The sequence below is a fragment of the Streptomyces klenkii genome (assembly GCF_003626645.1).
Taxonomy (GTDB): domain Bacteria; phylum Actinomycetota; class Actinomycetes; order Streptomycetales; family Streptomycetaceae; genus Streptomyces; species Streptomyces klenkii.
Genome location: NZ_RBAM01000008.1, coordinates 112,450 through 130,480, shown reverse-complemented (window position 1 = coordinate 130,480; position 18,031 = coordinate 112,450). Strand labels below are relative to the sequence as shown.

The following is an 18,031-nucleotide window of genomic DNA, read 5'->3' as shown; positions in this document are numbered from 1 at the left end:
CCGTGCCGGGCTACGTCGGGTCGAAGCCGTGCGCCCGCAGCCACGGCAGGGGGTCCACGGCCGAGCCGCCGGGACGCACCTCGAAGTGCAGGTGCGGGCCGGTGGAGTTGCCGGAGTTGCCGGAGTAGGCGATGACGTCACCGGCCTTGACCTGGCCGGACCGGAGCTTGGTACTGCTCAGGTGGCAGTACCAGGTCTCGACGCCGTCGGGCGAGGTCACTATGGCCATGTTCCCGTAGGCCACGTTGTACTGCGTGCGGACCGTGCCGTCCGTGGCCGCCATGACGGGCGTGCCGTAGGAGACGGGGAAGTCGATGCCGGTGTGCACCGACATCCAGTTGACGCCGGCCTGGCCGTAATAGGCGCTCAGGCCGTGCTGCGCTACGGGGAGGGAGTACTTCGGCCGCTCGGCCTCCTTGCGGGCCGCTTCCTCCGCTTTACGTTTCTTCTCCGCTTCCTGGCGCGCCTTGAGGTCGATGCGCTCCTGCGTGCGGTTGGCGCGGGTCGCGAAGTCGTCGGCGCCGTGGCTGAGGCTCGCGAGCTGGGTGTCCAGCTTGCTGTTGGCCATGGCCGGGGCGGGGGCGCTGTCCGGGGCGGAGGCGGCCTGGGGCTTGCTGTCGCTCTGCCCGCCGGAGACGGTCGCGGCGGCGATCCCGGCGACTCCTATGACGGCGGCCGAGGGCACGGCGATGGTCAGCAGGGCCTTGCGGCGGGGGCGGTATCCCGTACGGGACGGGCCGCCCTTGCGGCGGCCGGCCCGGGAGTGGGCGTCGCGGCCGCGGGCCTCGCCGCCATGGGTCTCGCGGCCGTGGGCGGCGCGGGCCTCGCCGGGGGTGTCGTCGCCCGGGGCCGGGACGTCGCCGTCGCGGGCCGGGGGGACGAACAGCATGGCTTGCGTCTCGGCGTTCGCGACGGCACCGGCGGGGGAGAGGCCTCCCTCGGGGGCGGCCTGCGGGCCCGCGGCATCGGCCGCGGCCGCATCCATCGCGGCTTCCATCGCCTCGATGCCGGAGAGGTCGGTCATGAGGGTCGGGGCGTGCTGCGGCTCTCCGCCGGCCTCGGGGCCCTGGCCCGCCCGGCCGGTGTCCATGGCGGCGTACGCGCTGGTGTCCCAGATCTGGGTCTGCCCGGCGCCGGTGTCCCACTGGTTCTGACCGCCCGAGGTGTCCCACTGCCCGGAGGTGTCCCACTGGCCTGACGCGGCGGCCTGCCCGGCGCCGGTGTCCCAGGAGGAGAACTGCCCGGTGCCACTGGTGTCCCAGCTCTGGCCCTGCGGGTGCGCCTGGGCTTGTGCCTGCGCTTGTGCCTGCGCGGGGAAGTCGGTCTGCCCGGTCACCTCCCAGTGCCCGGAGGTGTCGTAGGCACCGTTCGCGCCCCAGGCGCTCGGCGTCATGGCGCTTGTGTCCCACTGGCCTGTGGGGGGAGTCGCGATGGCGCCGGAGGTGTCCCACTGGCCGGTGGCGTCGGCCTGCCCGGTGTCCACGGCGGTGTACGCGCTGAAGTCCCAGATCTGGGTCTGGCCGGTGGCGCCCCACTGACTGGTGGTGCTGCTCCCCCAGGCCCCGTCCGGGGACTGCCCGTCCCAGCCCGTGGTCTCCCACTGGCCGCTGTCATAGCCGTCGTACCCGGTGTAGTTGTGCGGTGCGCTCTGCTGACCGTACGACGCGTAGTGCCCGTAGGAGCCGTCCTGAGCGGGGACGGACGGGCCGGGGCCCGCCGCCGGGTGACGGTCGTTCACCACCACGTCTCTTTCGCCGAGGGAGGAGAATTAGCGGCGACTGTACCCGGCGGTACGGTACGGCGACAATCTTCGTCACGTTTCGGGCGGCAAGGGTCCGGGCATTTGGCCGCCTTTTGGCGGACTGAACCCCCGAAAACCGATTTGACGTTCGACTTGCGTTCGGTTTTCAGGCGACTGACGCCGCTCCCGAAGCATCCTCAGCCGTTTCTTCCGTGGTCAGGGCCTGTCGTATGCCGGCCGCGACCTCCCAGTGCACGGGCAGTGCCAGGTGTCCCACGCCTGTCACGCGCACATTGCGCGCGCTCAGATCCGGGTGGTCGACGCGCGCGCATTCCACGGGCACCATCAATTGGTCCAGGTCGCTCCAGAAACTGATGAAATGCGTTGCGCAATCCGGTGCGGGGCCTGCGAGTTCGGCGACGACGTCCGATCCCGGGCGCATCTGGCGCACCAGCGGATGCGCGGGCAGCAGCGACGCCGCGCGCGTGCCCGCGTGCGGGGTGCCGAGCGTGACCAGGACCCGGACGCGCACATCCCCGCCCATCCGCTGGACGTAGTACCGCGCGATCAGGCCGCCGAGGCTGTGCCCGACCACGTCGACCCGCTGCTGCCCGGTGCGGGCGCAGATGTCCTCCACGTGCCGGCCCAGCAGGCGGGCCGCGGTGCGGATGTCGCAGGTCAGGGGCGAGTAGTTGAGGGATTCGACCTGCTTCCAGCCGTGCCGGCGCAGGGATCTGCGCAACAGCACGAACACCGAACGGTTGTCGATGAAGCCGTGCAGCAACAGAACAGGCAGATGACCTTCTTGTTCTGTTTCGACGGATTCGTGCAGTGCGGGCGTGTCGGGCGTGTCGCCGGCGGCCGGAAGCGCGGGGAGCGCCCGGCGCGGCGGCGGCCGCTCCTGCACCACCCCGGTCGGGTACAGCAGCAGATGACCGGTGAGTATCGCCAGCTCCAGCACCGAGGACCGGACGAGCGCGGTCGACGGGCGCAGCAGTGCGGCGAGGATGGTGATGAACGGCAGGGTTCTGGTCCTCATGGCCGGCCTCCCGAACGGCACCCGGGAAGCGCGGCTGTCGTCCCCCCGTGTGCGCCCACGGGCAGCTGCGCGCGGCCGGCCGCACCGCTGTGCCGTGCGGCTGTCGGCACAGTGGTGCGGCGGCCTCACCCGCGGCTCCCCTCGCGACCGCCCGAAGACTCGCCGCCCCGGCGACGCGGGTGGCTGGGCGACCCGTAAGACGCGGAGGCGCGCGGACGGTGCGTAGCGACGTGTTGTCCCACGTGTGATTTCCCCCTCGCTCCGCACCGCGAAACGGCCGGGTGCGGGATGCTGGAGATAACGTTCGTTCACATCCCTGGGCGCCGGTTACCGGCGGTCGTACATGGAGGCAGTGATGGGAGTGACCGGTCCGATCCGCGTAGTGGTGGCCAAGCCGGGGCTGGACGGCCATGACCGCGGCGCCAAGGTCATCGCGCGGGCGCTGCGCGACGCGGGCATGGAGGTCATCTACACGGGCCTCCACCAGACGCCCGAGCAGATCGTGGACACCGCGATCCAGGAGGACGCCGACGCGATCGGCCTGTCCATCCTCTCCGGCGCCCACAACACCCTCTTCGCCAAGGTCCTGGAGCTGCTGCGCGAGCGCGACGCGGAGGACATCAAGGTCTTCGGCGGCGGGATCATCCCCGAGGCGGACATCGCGCCGCTGAAGGAGCAGGGCGTCGCCGCGATCTTCACTCCCGGGGCCACGACGGCCTCGATCGTGGAGTGGGTCAACGCGAACGTCCGCCAGTCGGCGGGGGCCTGACGGCACCGCGGCCACTCCTTCCCTTACGGCTCCGGCCTCGCGTCCGGGCGTCCCGTGTCAGGCGGGGCGCCCGGCCGGGCCGGCCAGCTCGGCCAGCATGGTGGCGCGCAGGCGCAGCGTGCCCACGAGGCGCTGGAACGCCTCGCCCCAGTACGCGCTCGCGCCGGACGTGGCCGGGCCGCCGCCCGGCTCCTGTACCTGCTGCTCCTGTGGCTGCGCGGTGAGAATCTCCAGCCGGTCGGCCTGCGCCGGATCCAGGCAGCGTTCGGCCAGGCCCATCACCCCGCTGAAGCTCCACGGATAGCTGCCGGCGTCGCGGGCCGTGTCCAGGGCGTCCACGATCGCCCGGCCCAGAGGCTCCGCCCACGGCACCGCGCACACGCCCAGCAGCCGGAACGCGTCCGACAGGCCGTGCGCCGACACGAACTCCGCGACCCACTCCGCCCGCTCGTCCGCCGGCAGCGCCGACAGCAGCTTCGCCGGGTCCCGCCACGACGTGCCCTCCGCCGCGGGCGGCTCCGACGCCGGGCCGAGCAGCGCCCGCGCCCACTCCGCGTCCCGCTGCCGGATCGCGGCCCGGCACCAGGCGGCGTGCAGCTCCGGCTGCCAGCCGTCGGTGACCGGCAGCGCCACGATCCCTGCCGGGCCGCGCCCGCCGAACCGCTCGCGCCACGCCGCCAGCGGGGCCGCCTCCACGATCTGGCTCAGCCACCACGAGCGCTCGCCGCGCCTCGACGGCGGCTTCACGACGACGCCGTCGCGCTGCATCCCCTTGTCGCACTCGTGCGGCGCCTCCACCGCGATCCTCGGGCCCTCGCCGGCGCCCGTGCGGTCCAAGGACACGCAGCTGCGGGCCCGGTCCGCCATCCGGGCCGCGAGCGCCGAGCCCGGCAGCGCGGACAGCAGCTCCGCCGCGGTCGCCCGGACGTTGCGGCTGCGGTCGGACAGGGTGTCCTCCAGGAACGGCTCGTCCGCCGCGGACAGCTGCTCGCGCAGCACGTCCAGGAACATCAGGCGGTCCTCGGCCCGCTCCGTCGCCCACGAGCCGGCGAGCAGCTCGCGGGCCGCCGCCGGGTCGCGCCGCCGCGTGGCCGTGAGGAACGCGGCTCGCTCGGCGAACAGCCCCTCCTCCCACACGGCCGGGTCCGTGGTGCCCGCGACCGACGGGCCTCGCAGCGCGTACTTCCACTGCGGGTTGAGCCCGGCCAGCCAGCGGGCTCCCGGGCCGCCGAGCGCGAGCGCCTCCTGCCGTAGGTCCGTACGGGCCCTGGCCGCCTCCAGGAGGGCGGGCAGCAGGGCCTTCGGCGCCTGGTAGCCGTGCCGGTTGGCGGCGGCCAGCCACTGCGGCAGCAGCTCCGTGAGATCCGGGGCGGCGCCGCGGCGCCCGCCTCCGGCCAGCAGCAGGGCGAGGCGCCGGCGGGCCGCGGGGGGCAGGGGCGGCCGTACGTCCTCGGGCGCAGGCTCCGGCCGGGCCCGCGCCACGGCCGCGACGGCCCCGGCGCGCCGCCGCACGGTCTCCACCGCGGCGGCGTCCAGCAACGCCGCCGCCACGTCCTGCCCGTCCCGGGCCCGCACGGGCGGCACGCGCCGCCCGGTCCCGAGCAGAGCGGACCCGACGAGCGAGTCCCAGGTGTGGTCCATGCGCTTGCCTTTCGTGTGCGGATCGGGAAGAGACCCGGGCTCAGCCCCGCAGCCCCCCGCAGGGGTTTCGGGAAGGGGTGGGTCAGGGGGAAATCCCTCCGCCGCGGCGGTGATCAGCCACGGCGCTGGTGTCCGGCGGTGCCGTACGGCCTGAGCCGGGTCCGGCACCGCCGGGTTGGCCGGGGGTGGTTGCTCGCCGTTGCGGCGGGGGTGAATGGCCTGGCCGGGTGCCCTTTGCGGCTCGGGGCCGGGCCCCCTTGCGTCCGCCGCAGCGGTGATCAGCCACGGCGGCGGTGCCGGATGGCGGGTCGTTAGAGAGGCACCGGTTCCGGGGCCCACGTGGATAGTGGCCGCACGCCGTCGTGGCCGTATTCCGCGAAGACGGTTATCGGGGTGCCGGCCGATATGGCGGTCAGCTGCCACAGGGCGTGGCCGTCCCGGTGCCTCGGGTCGACCTCAAGGGCGGACTCGCCCTCCGCGTCCGCAAGTTGCCAGCCTCCGGCCTCCGAGGGCGGGGGCGGCGGGACCGGGATCACGCCTTCCAGGACGACCGGCCACGTCTCCAGCCAGGGGTCGTCGCGCAGGGCCTCCCCGTACGCGGAGAGGGCCGCCTCCACTCCGCCCCCCGGCGGCGGGCCGGGGCTCTCCACGGGCGGCGCATGGCGCGTGCCGAGGGCCGCGCGCAGCGGGCGGGCCGCGGGGTAGTAGACGAGGTCGGCGTCGATGGACAGGCCCACGGGCAGCGACAGTTCGGGCGCTCGCCCGGCCGCCCCGTAAGAGAGGAGCACGGCCATCCGGCCCGAGCCGCGCCCGTGGAGCCAGATGCGGCGCGTGGTCAGCCGGCCGTCGTCGCTGTCCCGCTGCGCCAGGACCAGCCAGTGGTCGCGGACCAGCGGCCCGGACGCGAGCAGCGCCGCGGCGTCCGTGGTCAGGCCCACCCGCGAACGCACCGTCGCGGCCAGCGGACCGGGCAGCTCGCCCAGGCGCAGCCAGCCCTGGTTGAGGGTGTGCAGCAGAGCGCACTCTTCCAGCAGCCGCCCCGCACGGTCCGCCCCGGCCCCCCGCAGCGACGCCAACTCCCGTACGCGCGAGGCCAGCCCGGGCGCCTGGGCGTCGACCATGCGGGCCGCCGTCTCGTCCCACTGCCCGTACCCCGCGCCTTCCGCGGCCGCGAGCCCGCCGCGCAGAAGATCCGTGAGCCGCTGCTCCAACTCCGTGACGCCCGCAGCGATCCGCGCGGCCCGGCGCTCCCCTCGCCGCCGGGCCGCCTCCTCGTCCGCGGGCGCCGCGGGCGCCGTCGGCGCGGCGGCGCCCGGCCCCGCCGCGGCCCTCTCGGCCCGCTGCTGCCGCCGGTCCAGCCACTGCTCCGCCCAGCCGGGCGGAGCGTCCCGCGCGACCGGCACCGCGGCCTCGCAGGAAGCCCACAACAGCAGCAGCCCCAGCGCGTGCTTGCACGGGAACTTGCGGCTCGGGCACGAGCAGTTGAAGCCCGGCCCGCCCTCCCCGGACAGATCCACCACCGTGCGGTACGGCGTGCTGCCGCTGCCGGAACACTCCCCCCAGACCGCGCCCCCGCCCTCCTCCGGGCGGGTCCCCGCGCCCGACCACGGACCGGGCGCCGCGAGCTTGCTTCCTGCCTTGCGTGATGCAGCGTCAGGCGCCAGTGCCAGCACCGTCTCCGCCGCCCATCGTCCCCCCTGCGGATTCATGCCCCACACGCTAGGACCACCCACTGACAATCGCCCTGACCTGCGGATTCGATACGTCAAGGCCCGTTGTCAGTGGGGTGGTGCAGGGTGGTTCACGCATCCCGGAACCGCACACCGAGGGGGACTTGTGACCGTGCCCGGAACCGAATCAGCACCCGCATCCGCGCCCGTATCCGAATCCGTAGCCGCGCCCGAAGCCCTGCGGCCGCACGCGGAGCACGCCTTCGCCGGCGAGCTGAAGGCCCTCGCCGCCGCCGACGACCGGCCCCGCCCCGAGCGCTGGCGCCTCTCGCCTTGGGCCGTCGCCACCTACCTGCTCGGCGGCACCCTCCCCGACGGCACCGTGATCACGCCCAAGTACGTGGGCCCGCGCCGCGTCGTCGAAGTCGCCGTCACCACCCTCGCCACCGATCGCGCCCTGCTCCTGCTCGGCGTCCCCGGCACCGCCAAGACCTGGGTCTCCGAGCACCTGGCCGCCGCCGTCAGCGGCGACTCCACGCTCCTCGTCCAGGGCACGGCCGGCACCCCGGAGGAGGCCATCCGCTACGGCTGGGACTACGCCCGGCTCCTCGCCCACGGCCCCGGCCGCGAGGCGCTCGTGCCCGGCCCCGTCATGCGGGCCATGGCCCAGGGCCTGACCGCCCGCGTCGAGGAGCTCACCCGCATCCCCGCGGACGTCCAGGACACCCTGATCACCATCCTCTCCGAGAAGACCTTGCCCATCCCCGAGCTCGGCGAGGAAGTGCAGGCCGTCCGCGGCTTCAACCTGATTGCCACCGCCAACGACCGGGACCGCGGCGTCAACGACCTCTCCAGCGCCCTGCGCCGCCGCTTCAACACCGTCGTCCTGCCCCTGCCCGCCACGCCCGAGGACGAGGTCGGCATCGTCTCCCGGCGCGTCGACCAGATCGGCCGCTCCCTCGACCTGCCGTCCGTGCCCGACGGCACCGACGAGATCCGGCGCGTCGTCACCGTCTTCCGCGAGCTGCGCAACGGCGTCACCACCGACGGCCGCACGAAGCTCAAGTCGCCCTCGGGCACGCTCTCCACGGCCGAGGCGATCTCCGTCGTCACCGGCGGCCTCGCCCTCGCCGCCCACTTCGGCGACGGCGTGCTGCGCGCGGGCGACGTGGCCGCGGGGATCCTCGGCGCGGTCGTCCGCGACCCGGCCGCGGACCGGCTCGTCTGGCAGGAGTACCTGGAGACCGTCGTCCGCGAGCGCGACGGCTGGAAGGACTTCTACCGCGCCTGCCGCGAGGCCTCCGCGTGAGCCGCCCCGGCGCCGGCCCCGGCACCGGTCCCTTCCTGCTGGGCATCCGCCACCACGGCCCCGGCTCCGCGCGGGCCGTACGGGCCGCACTGGAGCAGTGCCGGCCCGCGGCCGTGCTCGTCGAAGGCCCGCCCGAGGCCGACGCGATCGTCCACCTCGCGGACGAGGAGGGCATGCGGCCGCCCGTCGCCCTGCTCGCCCACGCGGCGGACGACCCGGGCCGCGCCGCGTTCTGGCCGCTCGCCGAGTTCTCCCCGGAGTGGGTGGCGATCCGCTGGGCCCTCGCGCGGGGAGTGCCCGTACGGTTCATCGACCTGCCCGCGGCGCACACGCTCGCGCTGAACGGGGACGACGGGGAACGCCCCACCCCGGACCCCGCCGACGGCGCCTCCCGCACCGACCCCCTCGCCGTGCTCGCCGCGGCAGCCGGTTACGACGACCCCGAGCTGTGGTGGGAGGACGCCGTCGAGCACCGCCGCGGCGCGGACGGCGGTGACGCGCTCGCACCCTTCGCCGCGCTCGCCGACGCCATGAGCGAACTGCGGACCGCCTTCGGCGAGGGCGACGGCTCCGACGGCGCGCGGGACCTCGTCCGCGAAGCCCACATGCGGCTCAGGATCCGCGACGCCCGGCGGCGGTTCGGCGACGGCATCGCCGTCGTCTGCGGCGCCTGGCACGTCCCCGCCCTCGCCGTGAAGCGGACCGTCACCGCCGACCGGCAGGCCCTCAAAGGCCTGCCCAAGGTCAAAGCGGAGCTCAGCTGGGTCCCCTGGACCCACCGGCGGCTCTCCCGCCGCAGCGGCTACGGCGCCGGCATCGACTCGCCCGGCTGGTACGGCCACCTCTTCCACGCCCCCGACCGCCCGCTCGAACGCTGGCTGACCAAGGTCGCCCGGCTGCTCCGGGACGAGGACTTCCCCGTCTCCTCCGCCCACGTCATCGAGGCCGTCCGGCTCGCCGGCACCCTCGCCGCCCTGCGCGGCCGCCCGCTCGCCGGGCTCACCGAGACCACCGACGCCGTCAGGGCCGTGATGTGCGACGGCTCCGACGTGCCGCTCGCGCTCGTACGGGACCGGCTCGTCGTCGGCAACGTCCTCGGCGAAGTTCCCGACTCGGCCCCCGCCACCCCCCTCCAGCGCGACCTCGCCGGCCTCCAGCGCAGCCTGCGCCTCAAGCCCGAAGCGGACGCCCGCGACCGGGAGCTCGACCTGCGCAAGGACACCGACGCCGCGCGAAGCCGCCTGCTCCACCGGCTGCGGCTCCTCGGCGTCGACTGGGGCGAGCCCGTCCGCCCCCGCGGGGGGACCGGCACCTTCCGCGAGACCTGGCGGCTGAGCTGGGAGCCCGAGCTGGCGGTCCGGGTCGCCGAGGCCTCCGCCTGGGGCACGACCGTGCGCGCCGCCGCCACCGCCAGGGCCGAGTCCCTCGCCGCGGGCGCCGCCACTCTGGCCGACGTCACGGCCCTCGCCGAGCACTGCCTGCTCGCCGGCCTGCCCGGCGCGCTGCCCACCGTGATGCGCGCCCTGGCCGACCGCGCCGCGCTCGACACGGACGTCGCCCACCTCGCCAAGGCCCTCCCCGCCCTCGTCCGCTCCGTGCGCTACGGCGACGTCCGCCGCACGGGCGTCGCTGCGCTCAGCGAAGTGGCCGAGGGCCTCGCCGAGCGCGTGTTCGTAGGCCTCCCCGCCGCGTGCGCGGGCCTGGACGCCGACGCCGCGGCGACCATGCGGGGCCTGGTGGATGAAGTCCATCAGGCGGTGGCGCTGCTGGCCCCGGAGCCCGCCCCCGACGAGGACGAGGCGGCCGGCACCGGCCTCCGGCACCGGTGGGCCGCCGTGCTCGGGGTGCTCGCCGGGCGGGACGGGCTGCCCGGCGGGATCCGCGGGCGGGCCGTGCGGCTGCTGCTCGACGACGGGCTGCTTCCCGGCGGGCACGCCGCCCGGCTCATGGGGCTCGCCCTCTCCGCCGGTACGGAGCCGGCCGAGGCCGCCGCCTGGATCGAGGGGTTCCTCGGCAGCGGCGGGCCCGGCGGCATGCTCCTCGTCCACGACGAACGCCTGCTCGCCCTTGTCGACGACTGGCTTACCGGCGTGCCGGCCGGGGCCTTCGCCGGTGTCCTGCCCCTGCTGCGCCGCACTTTCTCGTCGTTCGACCAGGGAACGCGCCGCGCCGTGGGGCAGCAGATCCGCCGGGGCGGGCCGGGGACGGGAGGAACGCCGCCCCGCGGGAGCGGGGCAGGGGCACGCCTCGACGAGGAACGCGCGGCGGCGGTGCTGCCGACGATGCGCCTGCTGCTCGGCATGACACAGCAATCGGCATGCCACAGACAGAGGGGAGCACAACGATGACTACGGATACGGATACGGATATGGGTACGGATACGACCGCCCGTACCCACACCGACCCCACCGCGACCGACCCCGCCGCGACCGACCCCGCCGCCGAGCGTCTCCGCCGCTGGCGGCTCGTCCTCGGCGCGGATCCCGCCGAGCGCGCCGGCGGCGGGCTCGCCGCCCTCAGCGGCGCCGACAGCGCCATGGACCGCGCCCTCGAAGCGCTCTACGGCGGCCAGGGAGACCCCGCCGCCCAGGGCTCCGGCCCGCGCGAGGCCGGCCTCGGCGGCTCCGCGCCCCGCGTCGCCCGCTGGCTGGGGGACATCCGTACGTACTTCCCGGCGTCCGTCGTTCAGGTGATGCAGCGCGACGCCATCGACCGGCTCGGGCTGTCGGCCCTGCTCCTGGAGCCCGAGATGCTGGAGGCCGTCGAGGCCGACGTCCACCTCGTCGGCACGCTGCTCTCCCTCCACAAGGCGATGCCCGAGACGACGAAGGAGACCGCCCGGGCCGTGGTCCGCAAGGTCGTCGAGGACCTGGAGAAGCGCTTGGCCGCGCGCACCCGCGCCACCCTCACCGGCGCCCTCGACCGCTCGGCCCGCATCAGCCGCCCCCGCCACCGCGACATCGACTGGGACCGCACTATCCGGGCGAACCTCAAGAACTACCTGCCCGAGTACCGCACGGTCGTCCCCGAGCGCCTCGTCGGCTACGGCCGGGCCGCGCGGTCGGTGAAGAAGGACGTGATCCTCTGCATCGACCAGTCCGGCTCCATGGCCGCCTCCGTCGTCTACGCCTCCGTCTTCGGCGCCGTCCTCGCCTCGATGCGCACCCTCGACACCCGCCTCGTCGTCTTCGACACCTCCGTCGTGGACCTCACGGACCAGCTGTCCGACCCGGTCGACGTGCTCTTCGGCACCCGGCTCGGCGGCGGCACCGACATCAACCGGGCGCTCGCCTACTGCCAGTCCCGCATCACCCGCCCGGCGGAAACCGTCGTGGTCCTCATCAGTGATCTCTACGAGGGCGGGATCCGGGACGGGATGCTCAAACGGGTGGCGGCCATGAAGGCGGCCGGTGTGCAGTTCGTGACGCTGCTCGCGCTCTCCGACGAGGGTGCCCCGGCCTACGACCGCGAGCACGCGGCGGCCTTGGCGGCCCTCGGCGCTCCCGCCTTCGCCTGCACCCCGGACCTCTTCCCGGAGGTGATGGCCGCGGCCCTGGAGAAGCGCCCGCTGCCCGTGCCCGACACGGCCGCCGGGATACCCGCCGCGCACGCTCCGTAGGCCGGATGCGTACGGATTCCGTCGCGATCTGTGAGCGTAATCACGGTCGTAGTGTGACCTGTGATTTAGGGCCGCCCCTCCGGCGGGGATAACCTGCGAGACGGACATGCCGCGTCAACGGTGAACGTGTGCCGCCCTCGTAAAAGATCGCGTCGTCACGCTGCCCTGCGGCACGCCCGCGCAGAAGACAACGAACCGCGATATCCATGGAAAAGGGACGGACGCGCGTGGACCTGTTCGAGTACCAGGCGAGGGACCTCTTCGCCAAGCACGGTGTACCGGTGCTGGCCGGTGAAGTCATTGACACGCCTGAGGACGCCCGCGCGGCGACCGAGCGGCTGGGCGGCAAGTCTGTCGTCAAGGCCCAGGTCAAGGTCGGTGGCCGCGGCAAGGCCGGCGGCGTGAAGCTGGCCGCCACCCCGGACGAGGCCGTCGCCCGCGCGACGGACATTCTCGGCATGGACATCAAGGGCCACACGGTCCACAAGGTCATGATCGCCGAGACCGCTCCGGAGATCCTCGAGGAGTACTACGTCTCGTACCTCCTCGACCGGACCAACCGCACCTTCCTCGCCATGGCGTCCGTCGCCGGTGGCATGGACATCGAGGAGGTCGCCGCGACGACCCCCGAGAAGCTCGCGAAGGTCCCGGTCAACGCCATCGAGGGCGTCAGCATCGAGAAGGCCCGCGAGATCGTCGCCCTGGCGAAGTTCCCGGCCGAGGTCGCCGAGAAGGTCGCCGAGGTCATGGTGACCCTGTGGAAGACCTTCGTCGCCGAGGACGCCCTCCTCGTCGAGGTCAACCCGCTGGCCAAGGTCGCGAGCGGCGACGTCATCGCCCTCGACGGCAAGGTGTCCCTGGACGCCAACGCCGAGTTCCGCCAGCCGGAGCACGAGGCGCTGGAGGACAAGGACGCGGCCAACCCGCTGGAGGCCGCCGCCAAGGCCAAGGGCCTGAACTACGTCAAGCTCGACGGCCAGGTCGGCATCATCGGCAACGGCGCGGGTCTGGTCATGTCGACCCTCGACGTCGTCGCGTACGCCGGTGAGAACCACGGCGGCGTCAAGCCCGCCAACTTCCTCGACATCGGTGGCGGCGCCTCCGCCGAGGTCATGGCGAACGGTCTCGAGATCATTCTCGGCGACCCGGACGTCAAGTCCGTCTTCGTCAACGTCTTCGGTGGCATCACCGCGTGCGACGAGGTCGCCAAGGGCATCGTCCAGGCCCTGGAGCTCCTCAAGAGCAAGGGCGAGGACGTCTCCAAGCCGCTGGTCGTGCGCCTCGACGGCAACAACGCGGAGCTGGGTCGCAAGATCCTGTCCGACGCCAACCACCCGCTGGTCCAGCGCGTGGACACCATGGACGGCGCGGCCGACAAGGCCGCCGAGCTGGCTGCGGCTAAGTAAGGGACGAGGACTCCACAACCATGGCTATCTTCCTCACCAAGGACAGCAAGGTCATCGTCCAGGGGATGACCGGCGCCACGGGCATGAAGCACACCAAGCTCATGCTGGCCGACGGCACCAACATCGTCGGTGGCGTGAACCCGCGCAAGGCCGGCACCGAGGTCGACTTCGACGGCACCTCCGTGCCCGTCTTCGGCTCGGTCGCCGAGGCGATGGAGAAGACCGGTGCCGACGTCACCGTCGTCTTCGTCCCGCCGGCGTTCGCCAAGGCCGCCGTCGTCGAGGCGATCGACGCCGAGATCCCGCTGGCCGTCGTGATCACCGAGGGCATCGCCGTCCACGACTCCGCCGCCTTCTGGGCGTACGCGGGCTCGAAGGGCAACAAGACCCGCATCATCGGCCCGAACTGCCCCGGTCTCATCACCCCGGGCCAGTCCAACGCCGGCATCATCCCGGGCGACATCACCAAGCCCGGCCGCATCGGTCTCGTGTCCAAGTCCGGCACGCTGACCTACCAGATGATGTACGAGCTCCGTGACATCGGCTTCTCCTCCGCCGTCGGCATCGGTGGCGACCCGGTCATCGGCACCACGCACATCGACGCGCTCGCCGCGTTCGAGGCCGACCCGGAGACCGAGCTGATCGTGATGATCGGCGAGATCGGCGGCGACGCCGAGGAGCGTGCCGCGGACTTCATCAAGGCCAACGTCACCAAGCCGGTCGTCGGCTACGTGGCGGGCTTCACCGCGCCCGAGGGCAAGACCATGGGCCACGCCGGCGCCATCGTCTCCGGTTCGTCCGGCACCGCCCAGGCGAAGAAGGAGGCCCTGGAGGCCGCCGGTGTGAAGGTCGGCAAGACCCCGTCCGAGACGGCCCGCCTCGCGCGCGCCGCGCTGGGCGCCTGAGCCTGACGGTTCCTGACGGCTTCGCAGCACGGGCCCGCACCCCGCGAGGGGCGCGGGCCCGTGCGCGTTCCGGGGCGGGCGTCCGGCCCGGCCCGGGGCCTGCCCGGCGCCGCGCCGCCCGGCCATTGAGGTCAATCTCCGTCAAATAGGTTTATCCGGGTATCAAAAGCGACACGACGGTCATTTACCCGCTACCCGAACGAAAGCCGTGTTCTTGGCAGCATGACCATGTGACCCGAGATGCCGAGCACAGCCCGCCGTTGCCCGCGCCCGGCCGGCCCGCCGTAAGCGCGCCGCCACCTGCGGGAACGGTGTTCGTCGGCGGGGCGATCGCCGCGGGCCTGGGGCTCGGGGCGCTGGCCGTGGTCGTCCTGCTGCTGTGGATCACCTCGCCGTACCCGGACGGCGGCGCGGGCGAGGCCCTGCGCTCCGCCGCCGGCCTGTGGCTGCTCGCGCACGGCGCCGACCTCGTCCGCACGGACACCCTCACCGGGGCGCCCGCCCCGATCGGCCTCACGCCGATGCTGCTGACCGTCCTGCCCTGCTGGCTGCTCTACCGCGCCGCGCGGCACGCCCTGGAAGGGCCGGACGAGGCCGCGGACGAAGAGGACGGGACTCCGTACCCGGACGTCATGCTGCTGGACATCGAGGAGCCGGCCGCCGCCCCCCGGCCCGCCCTCCCCGGGCCCGCCCCGCGCAGGGCCGCCCTGACCCTCCTCGGCGGCTACCTGCTCGTCGCCGTGTGCGCCGCCGTCTACGCCTCCTCCGGCCCCGTGCACGTCGAGCCGCTGAGCGCCCTGCTGCACGTGCCGGTCGTCGCGGGCGTGTCCGTGGCCGCCGGGACGTGGGCCGCCCTGGGCTTCCCCTACGGGACCCCGCCGCCGTTCGTGCGCCGCGCGCTCGCCACCGTCCCCGCACGGCTGCGGGGCTGGTTCACCCGGGACCGGGTCGCGGCGGCCGCCGGTGCCGCGGCGGCCGGCACCGTCGTCCTGCTCAGCGGCGCCGCCGTCCTCCTCGCGGGCTCCCTCGCCGTCCACGCCGGCGCCGCCCGCGAGTCCCTCCTCCAGATCACGGCGGCCTGGTCGGGCCGCGCCGCGGTGCTGCTGCTGTGCCTCGCGCTGCTGCCCAACGCCGTGGTCTGGGCGGCGGCCTACGGGCTCGGGCCGGGCTTCGCCGTCGGCACGGCCGGCGCGGTCGCGCCCCTCGGGATCACGGCCTACCCGCTGCTGCCGTCCTTCCCGCTCTTCGCGATCCTCCCCACGCCGGGCCCCGCCGAGCCGCTGCCCCTGGCGGCCTCGGCCGCGGTGAGCCTCGCGGCCGGGACGACCATCGCCTACGCCGCCGTGCCGCGGCGCTCCGCGGACCTCGCGCGGAGCGGGGCCGGCGAGACCGCGGGCATCGCCGCCCTCGGCTCCGTCTTCTGCGCCCTGGCCGTCACCCTGCTGGCCTACGCGGCGGGCGGCTCGCTGGGCGCGTCCGTCCTCGCCACGTTCGGGCCCTCGTGCCGGCTCGTCGGCGCGGCCGCGCTCGCCTGGACGGCGGCCGTGAGCGTGCCGGGGGCGCTGGTGCTGCGGTGGCTGCGGCGGCGGGTCGCGCTGGGCGGCATGCCCGTCGAGCGGCCCGTGGAGGCCGCCGCCGCCGTCCCCGCCCGCCCGGTGGGGGCCGTCGCCCTGGCGGGCGCGGCCGCGATGTCCTCGGGGTCTTCGGGGCCCGCACGCCCCGCGGCGTCGTCCGTACGGATTCCCGCGGGCGCCCACCGGCGGGTGCGTCCGGAACGGCACGAGCGGCGCGGCCGCGGGCGCTGGTGGACCGGGGCGCGGGCCGCGCGGGCGGTCGGGGCGTGGCTGGGCTTCGGGCCGCCCCGCGCCGTCCGGGGAGCCTGCGCCGACACGCCGACGCTGTCGTTCGCCACCCGCACCCCGGTGGAGGCGCTTCCCGTACGGCCCGCGCCCGCGCCCTTCCCGGCGGCGCCGGCCGCGGCGTGCGGGCCGGAGGCCCGGGGGGAGCGGCGGGGCTGGTTCGGCCGCCGCGCCCGGCCGAAGGGGGCGCGGCCCAAGGCGGCCCGGGCGGGAACGGTCGTGCCGGCCTGGCACGACTCGCGGGCGCGGCAGGTGCGCTGGGCGGCGCTACGGGAGTCCGGGGGCGGTCTCGTCCCGGACTTCGAACCGCGCGACGCCGCGAACCGCGACCGCCGCTGAGGTCAGTCCCGGTTCCCCAGCAGCGGCCTGAGCTGCTTCGGGAGGTGCCGCTCGCACGCCTGCTGCGAGCTCTGCGTCAGGGCGTCGTCGACGCACGTGTAGTAGTCGCTGTAGACGACCCGGAAGGCGAAGGACGCCGCCACGATGGCCAGCGCCAGCCCGCCCGTCACCAGGCCGCTCACCGCCGCCGTCGTCTGCGGCTTGAACGCGCCGGGCGCCGGCGTCGGCGGGCCCGCCGGGATGTCGACGTCGGTGCGCTGGGGCCGCGGCTTGGCGCGCAGGGCGCTGACGCCCCAGTAGACCGAGAGGGCGCCGAGCAGCAGCGCCACGTACGGGATGCTGAACAGGGCGAAGAAGAAGCCCCACATGCCCGCGAGGAGGGCGTAGCGGGCGCGCCGCTGGGCGGGGTCCGTGGGGTCCCAGCGCAGGCCGCCGCCTCCGCCCGGGCCGCCGGGCCCGCCCGCGGGGCCGCCCGGGCCGCCGCCGAAGCCGCCGCCGTCGTGGCGGCCGGGCTGCCGGCTGCTCCACTGGCTGCCCCACGCCGGGGGCTGCTGTCCTTCGGGGCCCCCGGAGCCTTCCGGGCCGCCGTTGCCGTCGCTGCCGCCCTCGCCCTCGCCGTTCTCCCGGCCCTGCGGCCGCTGCGGCTCGCGCGGCTGCCACGGCCGGTCGGGCTGTCCCTCGGGCGGCGGCGCGAAGGGGTTGTCCCGCTGCTCGTCCGGGGACGGGGAGGGGCGGTGAGCCGCGTCACGGCGTCGGTCCGGCATGTGGAGTGTGTCTTCCCCTTGTGTCGTCTACCGCACTCCGAACGTACGGCGTCGCGCCCGGATTCCGTGCATGTGGCACCCGCGCTTTCCGGGCACTGCTTCCAGACGCTACCTTCCACGGCCGCCCCCGTCCCGCGGGGGCCGTTCGGTGTGCCGGTATCGTTGCTGGCGGTCGGCGGGTTCGTAGAGTCCCCCGTATTCCGCGGCACCCTCGTCTCGTACGACCATACAAACCGTACGGCCCTGTCCACCGTACGGCCATCAGTACGGCTATCCAGTACGGCCAACAGACCGCTCCGCCCGCGAGAAAGGGCCCCACCGTGGCCTCCCCGCCTCCCGCGCCCCCCGCCCGCCTCGTCGTCCTCGTCTCCGGCTCCGGCACCAACCTCCAGGCCCTCCTCGACGCGATCGCCGCCGACCCCGAGGGCTACGGCGCGCGGGTCGTGGCCGTGGGCGCCGACCGGGACGGCATCGCCGGCCTGGAGCGGGCCGAGCGCGCCGGGATCCCCACCTTCGTCTGCCGCGTTCAGGACCACCCGGTGCGCGAGGCCTGGGACCGCGCGCTGGCCGAGGCCACGGCGGCGTACGAGCCGGACCTCGTCGTCTCGGCCGGTTTCATGAAGATCGTGGGGAAGGAATTCCTCGCGCGCTACGGCGGGCGCATCGTCAACACCCACCCCGCCCTGCTGCCCAGCTTTCCCGGCGCCCACGGCGTGCGCGACGCGCTCGCGTACGGCGTGAAGGTGACCGGCTGCACCGTCCACTTCGTCGACGACGGCGTCGACACCGGCCCGATCATCGCCCAGGGCGTGGTCGAGGTTGTGGAAGAGGACACAGAGGAAGGCGAATCCGCGCTGCACGAGCGCATCAAGGAAGTCGAGCGCGAGCTGCTCGTCGATGTCGTGGGGCGTCTGGCCCGTAACGGCTACCGCATAGAGGGACGAAAGGTAAGGATTCCGTGACCGCCGAA

General features: G+C 74.5%; 13 protein-coding genes. 8 read left to right on the top strand and 5 right to left on the bottom strand.

What is annotated here, in order from left to right; all coding sequences use genetic code 11:
* Window positions 1-10 precede the first annotated feature (10 nt).
* Window positions 11-1,738: a M23 family metallopeptidase gene (locus tag D7231_RS20490; protein ID WP_120757161.1), complete on the bottom strand. Its 1,728-nt coding sequence runs from the start codon at window positions 1,736-1,738 to the stop codon at window positions 11-13.
* 169 nt (window positions 1,739-1,907) lie between these two features.
* Window positions 1,908-2,780 (bottom strand): esterase/lipase family protein, encoded by an 873-nt coding sequence (locus tag D7231_RS20485; RefSeq protein ID WP_120756934.1) that lies wholly within the window; start codon window positions 2,778-2,780, stop codon window positions 1,908-1,910.
* A 355-nt stretch (window positions 2,781-3,135) separates the two neighbouring features.
* Between D7231_RS20485 and D7231_RS20480 the strand changes: the two genes are divergently transcribed.
* Complete coding sequence (locus D7231_RS20480; protein ID WP_120756933.1) at window positions 3,136-3,549, top strand: coenzyme B12-dependent isobutyryl CoA mutase small subunit; 414 nt, start codon at window positions 3,136-3,138, stop codon at window positions 3,547-3,549.
* Window positions 3,550-3,606: 57 nt separating this feature from the next.
* Here the strand turns inward: D7231_RS20480 and D7231_RS20475 are convergent, their stop codons facing one another.
* Complete coding sequence (locus tag D7231_RS20475; protein WP_120756932.1) at window positions 3,607-5,190, bottom strand: DUF5691 domain-containing protein; 1,584 nt, start codon at window positions 5,188-5,190, stop codon at window positions 3,607-3,609.
* 311 nt (window positions 5,191-5,501) lie between these two features.
* Window positions 5,502-6,899, bottom strand: a complete 1,398-nt coding sequence (locus D7231_RS20470) for an SWIM zinc finger family protein (RefSeq protein ID WP_120756931.1) — start codon at window positions 6,897-6,899, stop codon at window positions 5,502-5,504.
* A 133-nt stretch (window positions 6,900-7,032) separates the two neighbouring features.
* Between D7231_RS20470 and D7231_RS20465 the strand changes: the two genes are divergently transcribed.
* The 6 genes from D7231_RS20465 (at window position 7,033) to D7231_RS20440 (ending at window position 16,297) form a co-directional block, all read left to right on the top strand.
* Window positions 7,033-8,169 carry an ATP-binding protein gene (locus tag D7231_RS20465; RefSeq protein WP_241999843.1) on the top strand — a complete coding sequence of 379 codons (1,137 nt, stop codon included), beginning with the start codon at window positions 7,033-7,035 and terminating at the stop codon, window positions 8,167-8,169.
* Window positions 8,166-10,517 (top strand): DUF5682 family protein, encoded by a 2,352-nt coding sequence (locus D7231_RS20460; protein ID WP_120756929.1) that lies wholly within the window; start codon window positions 8,166-8,168, stop codon window positions 10,515-10,517. Before D7231_RS20465 ends, D7231_RS20460 begins: the two co-directional genes overlap by 4 nt.
* 20 nt (window positions 10,518-10,537) lie before the next feature.
* A complete protein-coding gene (locus D7231_RS20455; RefSeq protein ID WP_120756928.1) occupies window positions 10,538-11,788 on the top strand; it encodes a VWA domain-containing protein in 1,251 nt (416 codons plus the stop codon).
* Window positions 11,789-12,015: 227 nt separating this feature from the next.
* Window positions 12,016-13,194 (top strand): ADP-forming succinate--CoA ligase subunit beta, encoded by a 1,179-nt coding sequence (gene sucC, locus D7231_RS20450; RefSeq protein ID WP_120756927.1) that lies wholly within the window; start codon window positions 12,016-12,018, stop codon window positions 13,192-13,194.
* A gap of 20 nt (window positions 13,195-13,214) precedes the next feature.
* A complete protein-coding gene (gene sucD, locus D7231_RS20445; protein ID WP_106682084.1) occupies window positions 13,215-14,099 on the top strand; it encodes a succinate--CoA ligase subunit alpha in 885 nt (294 codons plus the stop codon).
* A gap of 230 nt (window positions 14,100-14,329) precedes the next feature.
* A complete protein-coding gene (locus tag D7231_RS20440) occupies window positions 14,330-16,297 on the top strand; it encodes a cell division protein PerM (protein ID WP_147449767.1) in 1,968 nt (655 codons plus the stop codon).
* Between the two features lie 2 nt (window positions 16,298-16,299).
* Here D7231_RS20440 and D7231_RS36565 read toward each other — a convergent pair whose 3' ends face one another.
* Window positions 16,300-17,061: a hypothetical protein gene (locus D7231_RS36565; RefSeq protein WP_158673788.1), complete on the bottom strand. Its 762-nt coding sequence runs from the start codon at window positions 17,059-17,061 to the stop codon at window positions 16,300-16,302.
* Window positions 17,062-17,381: 320 nt separating this feature from the next.
* Here D7231_RS36565 and purN point away from each other — a divergent pair, with 320 nt between their 5' ends.
* A complete protein-coding gene (purN, locus tag D7231_RS20425) occupies window positions 17,382-18,023 on the top strand; it encodes a phosphoribosylglycinamide formyltransferase (protein ID WP_120756924.1) in 642 nt (213 codons plus the stop codon).
* The last annotated feature ends 8 nt before the right edge of the window (window positions 18,024-18,031 follow it).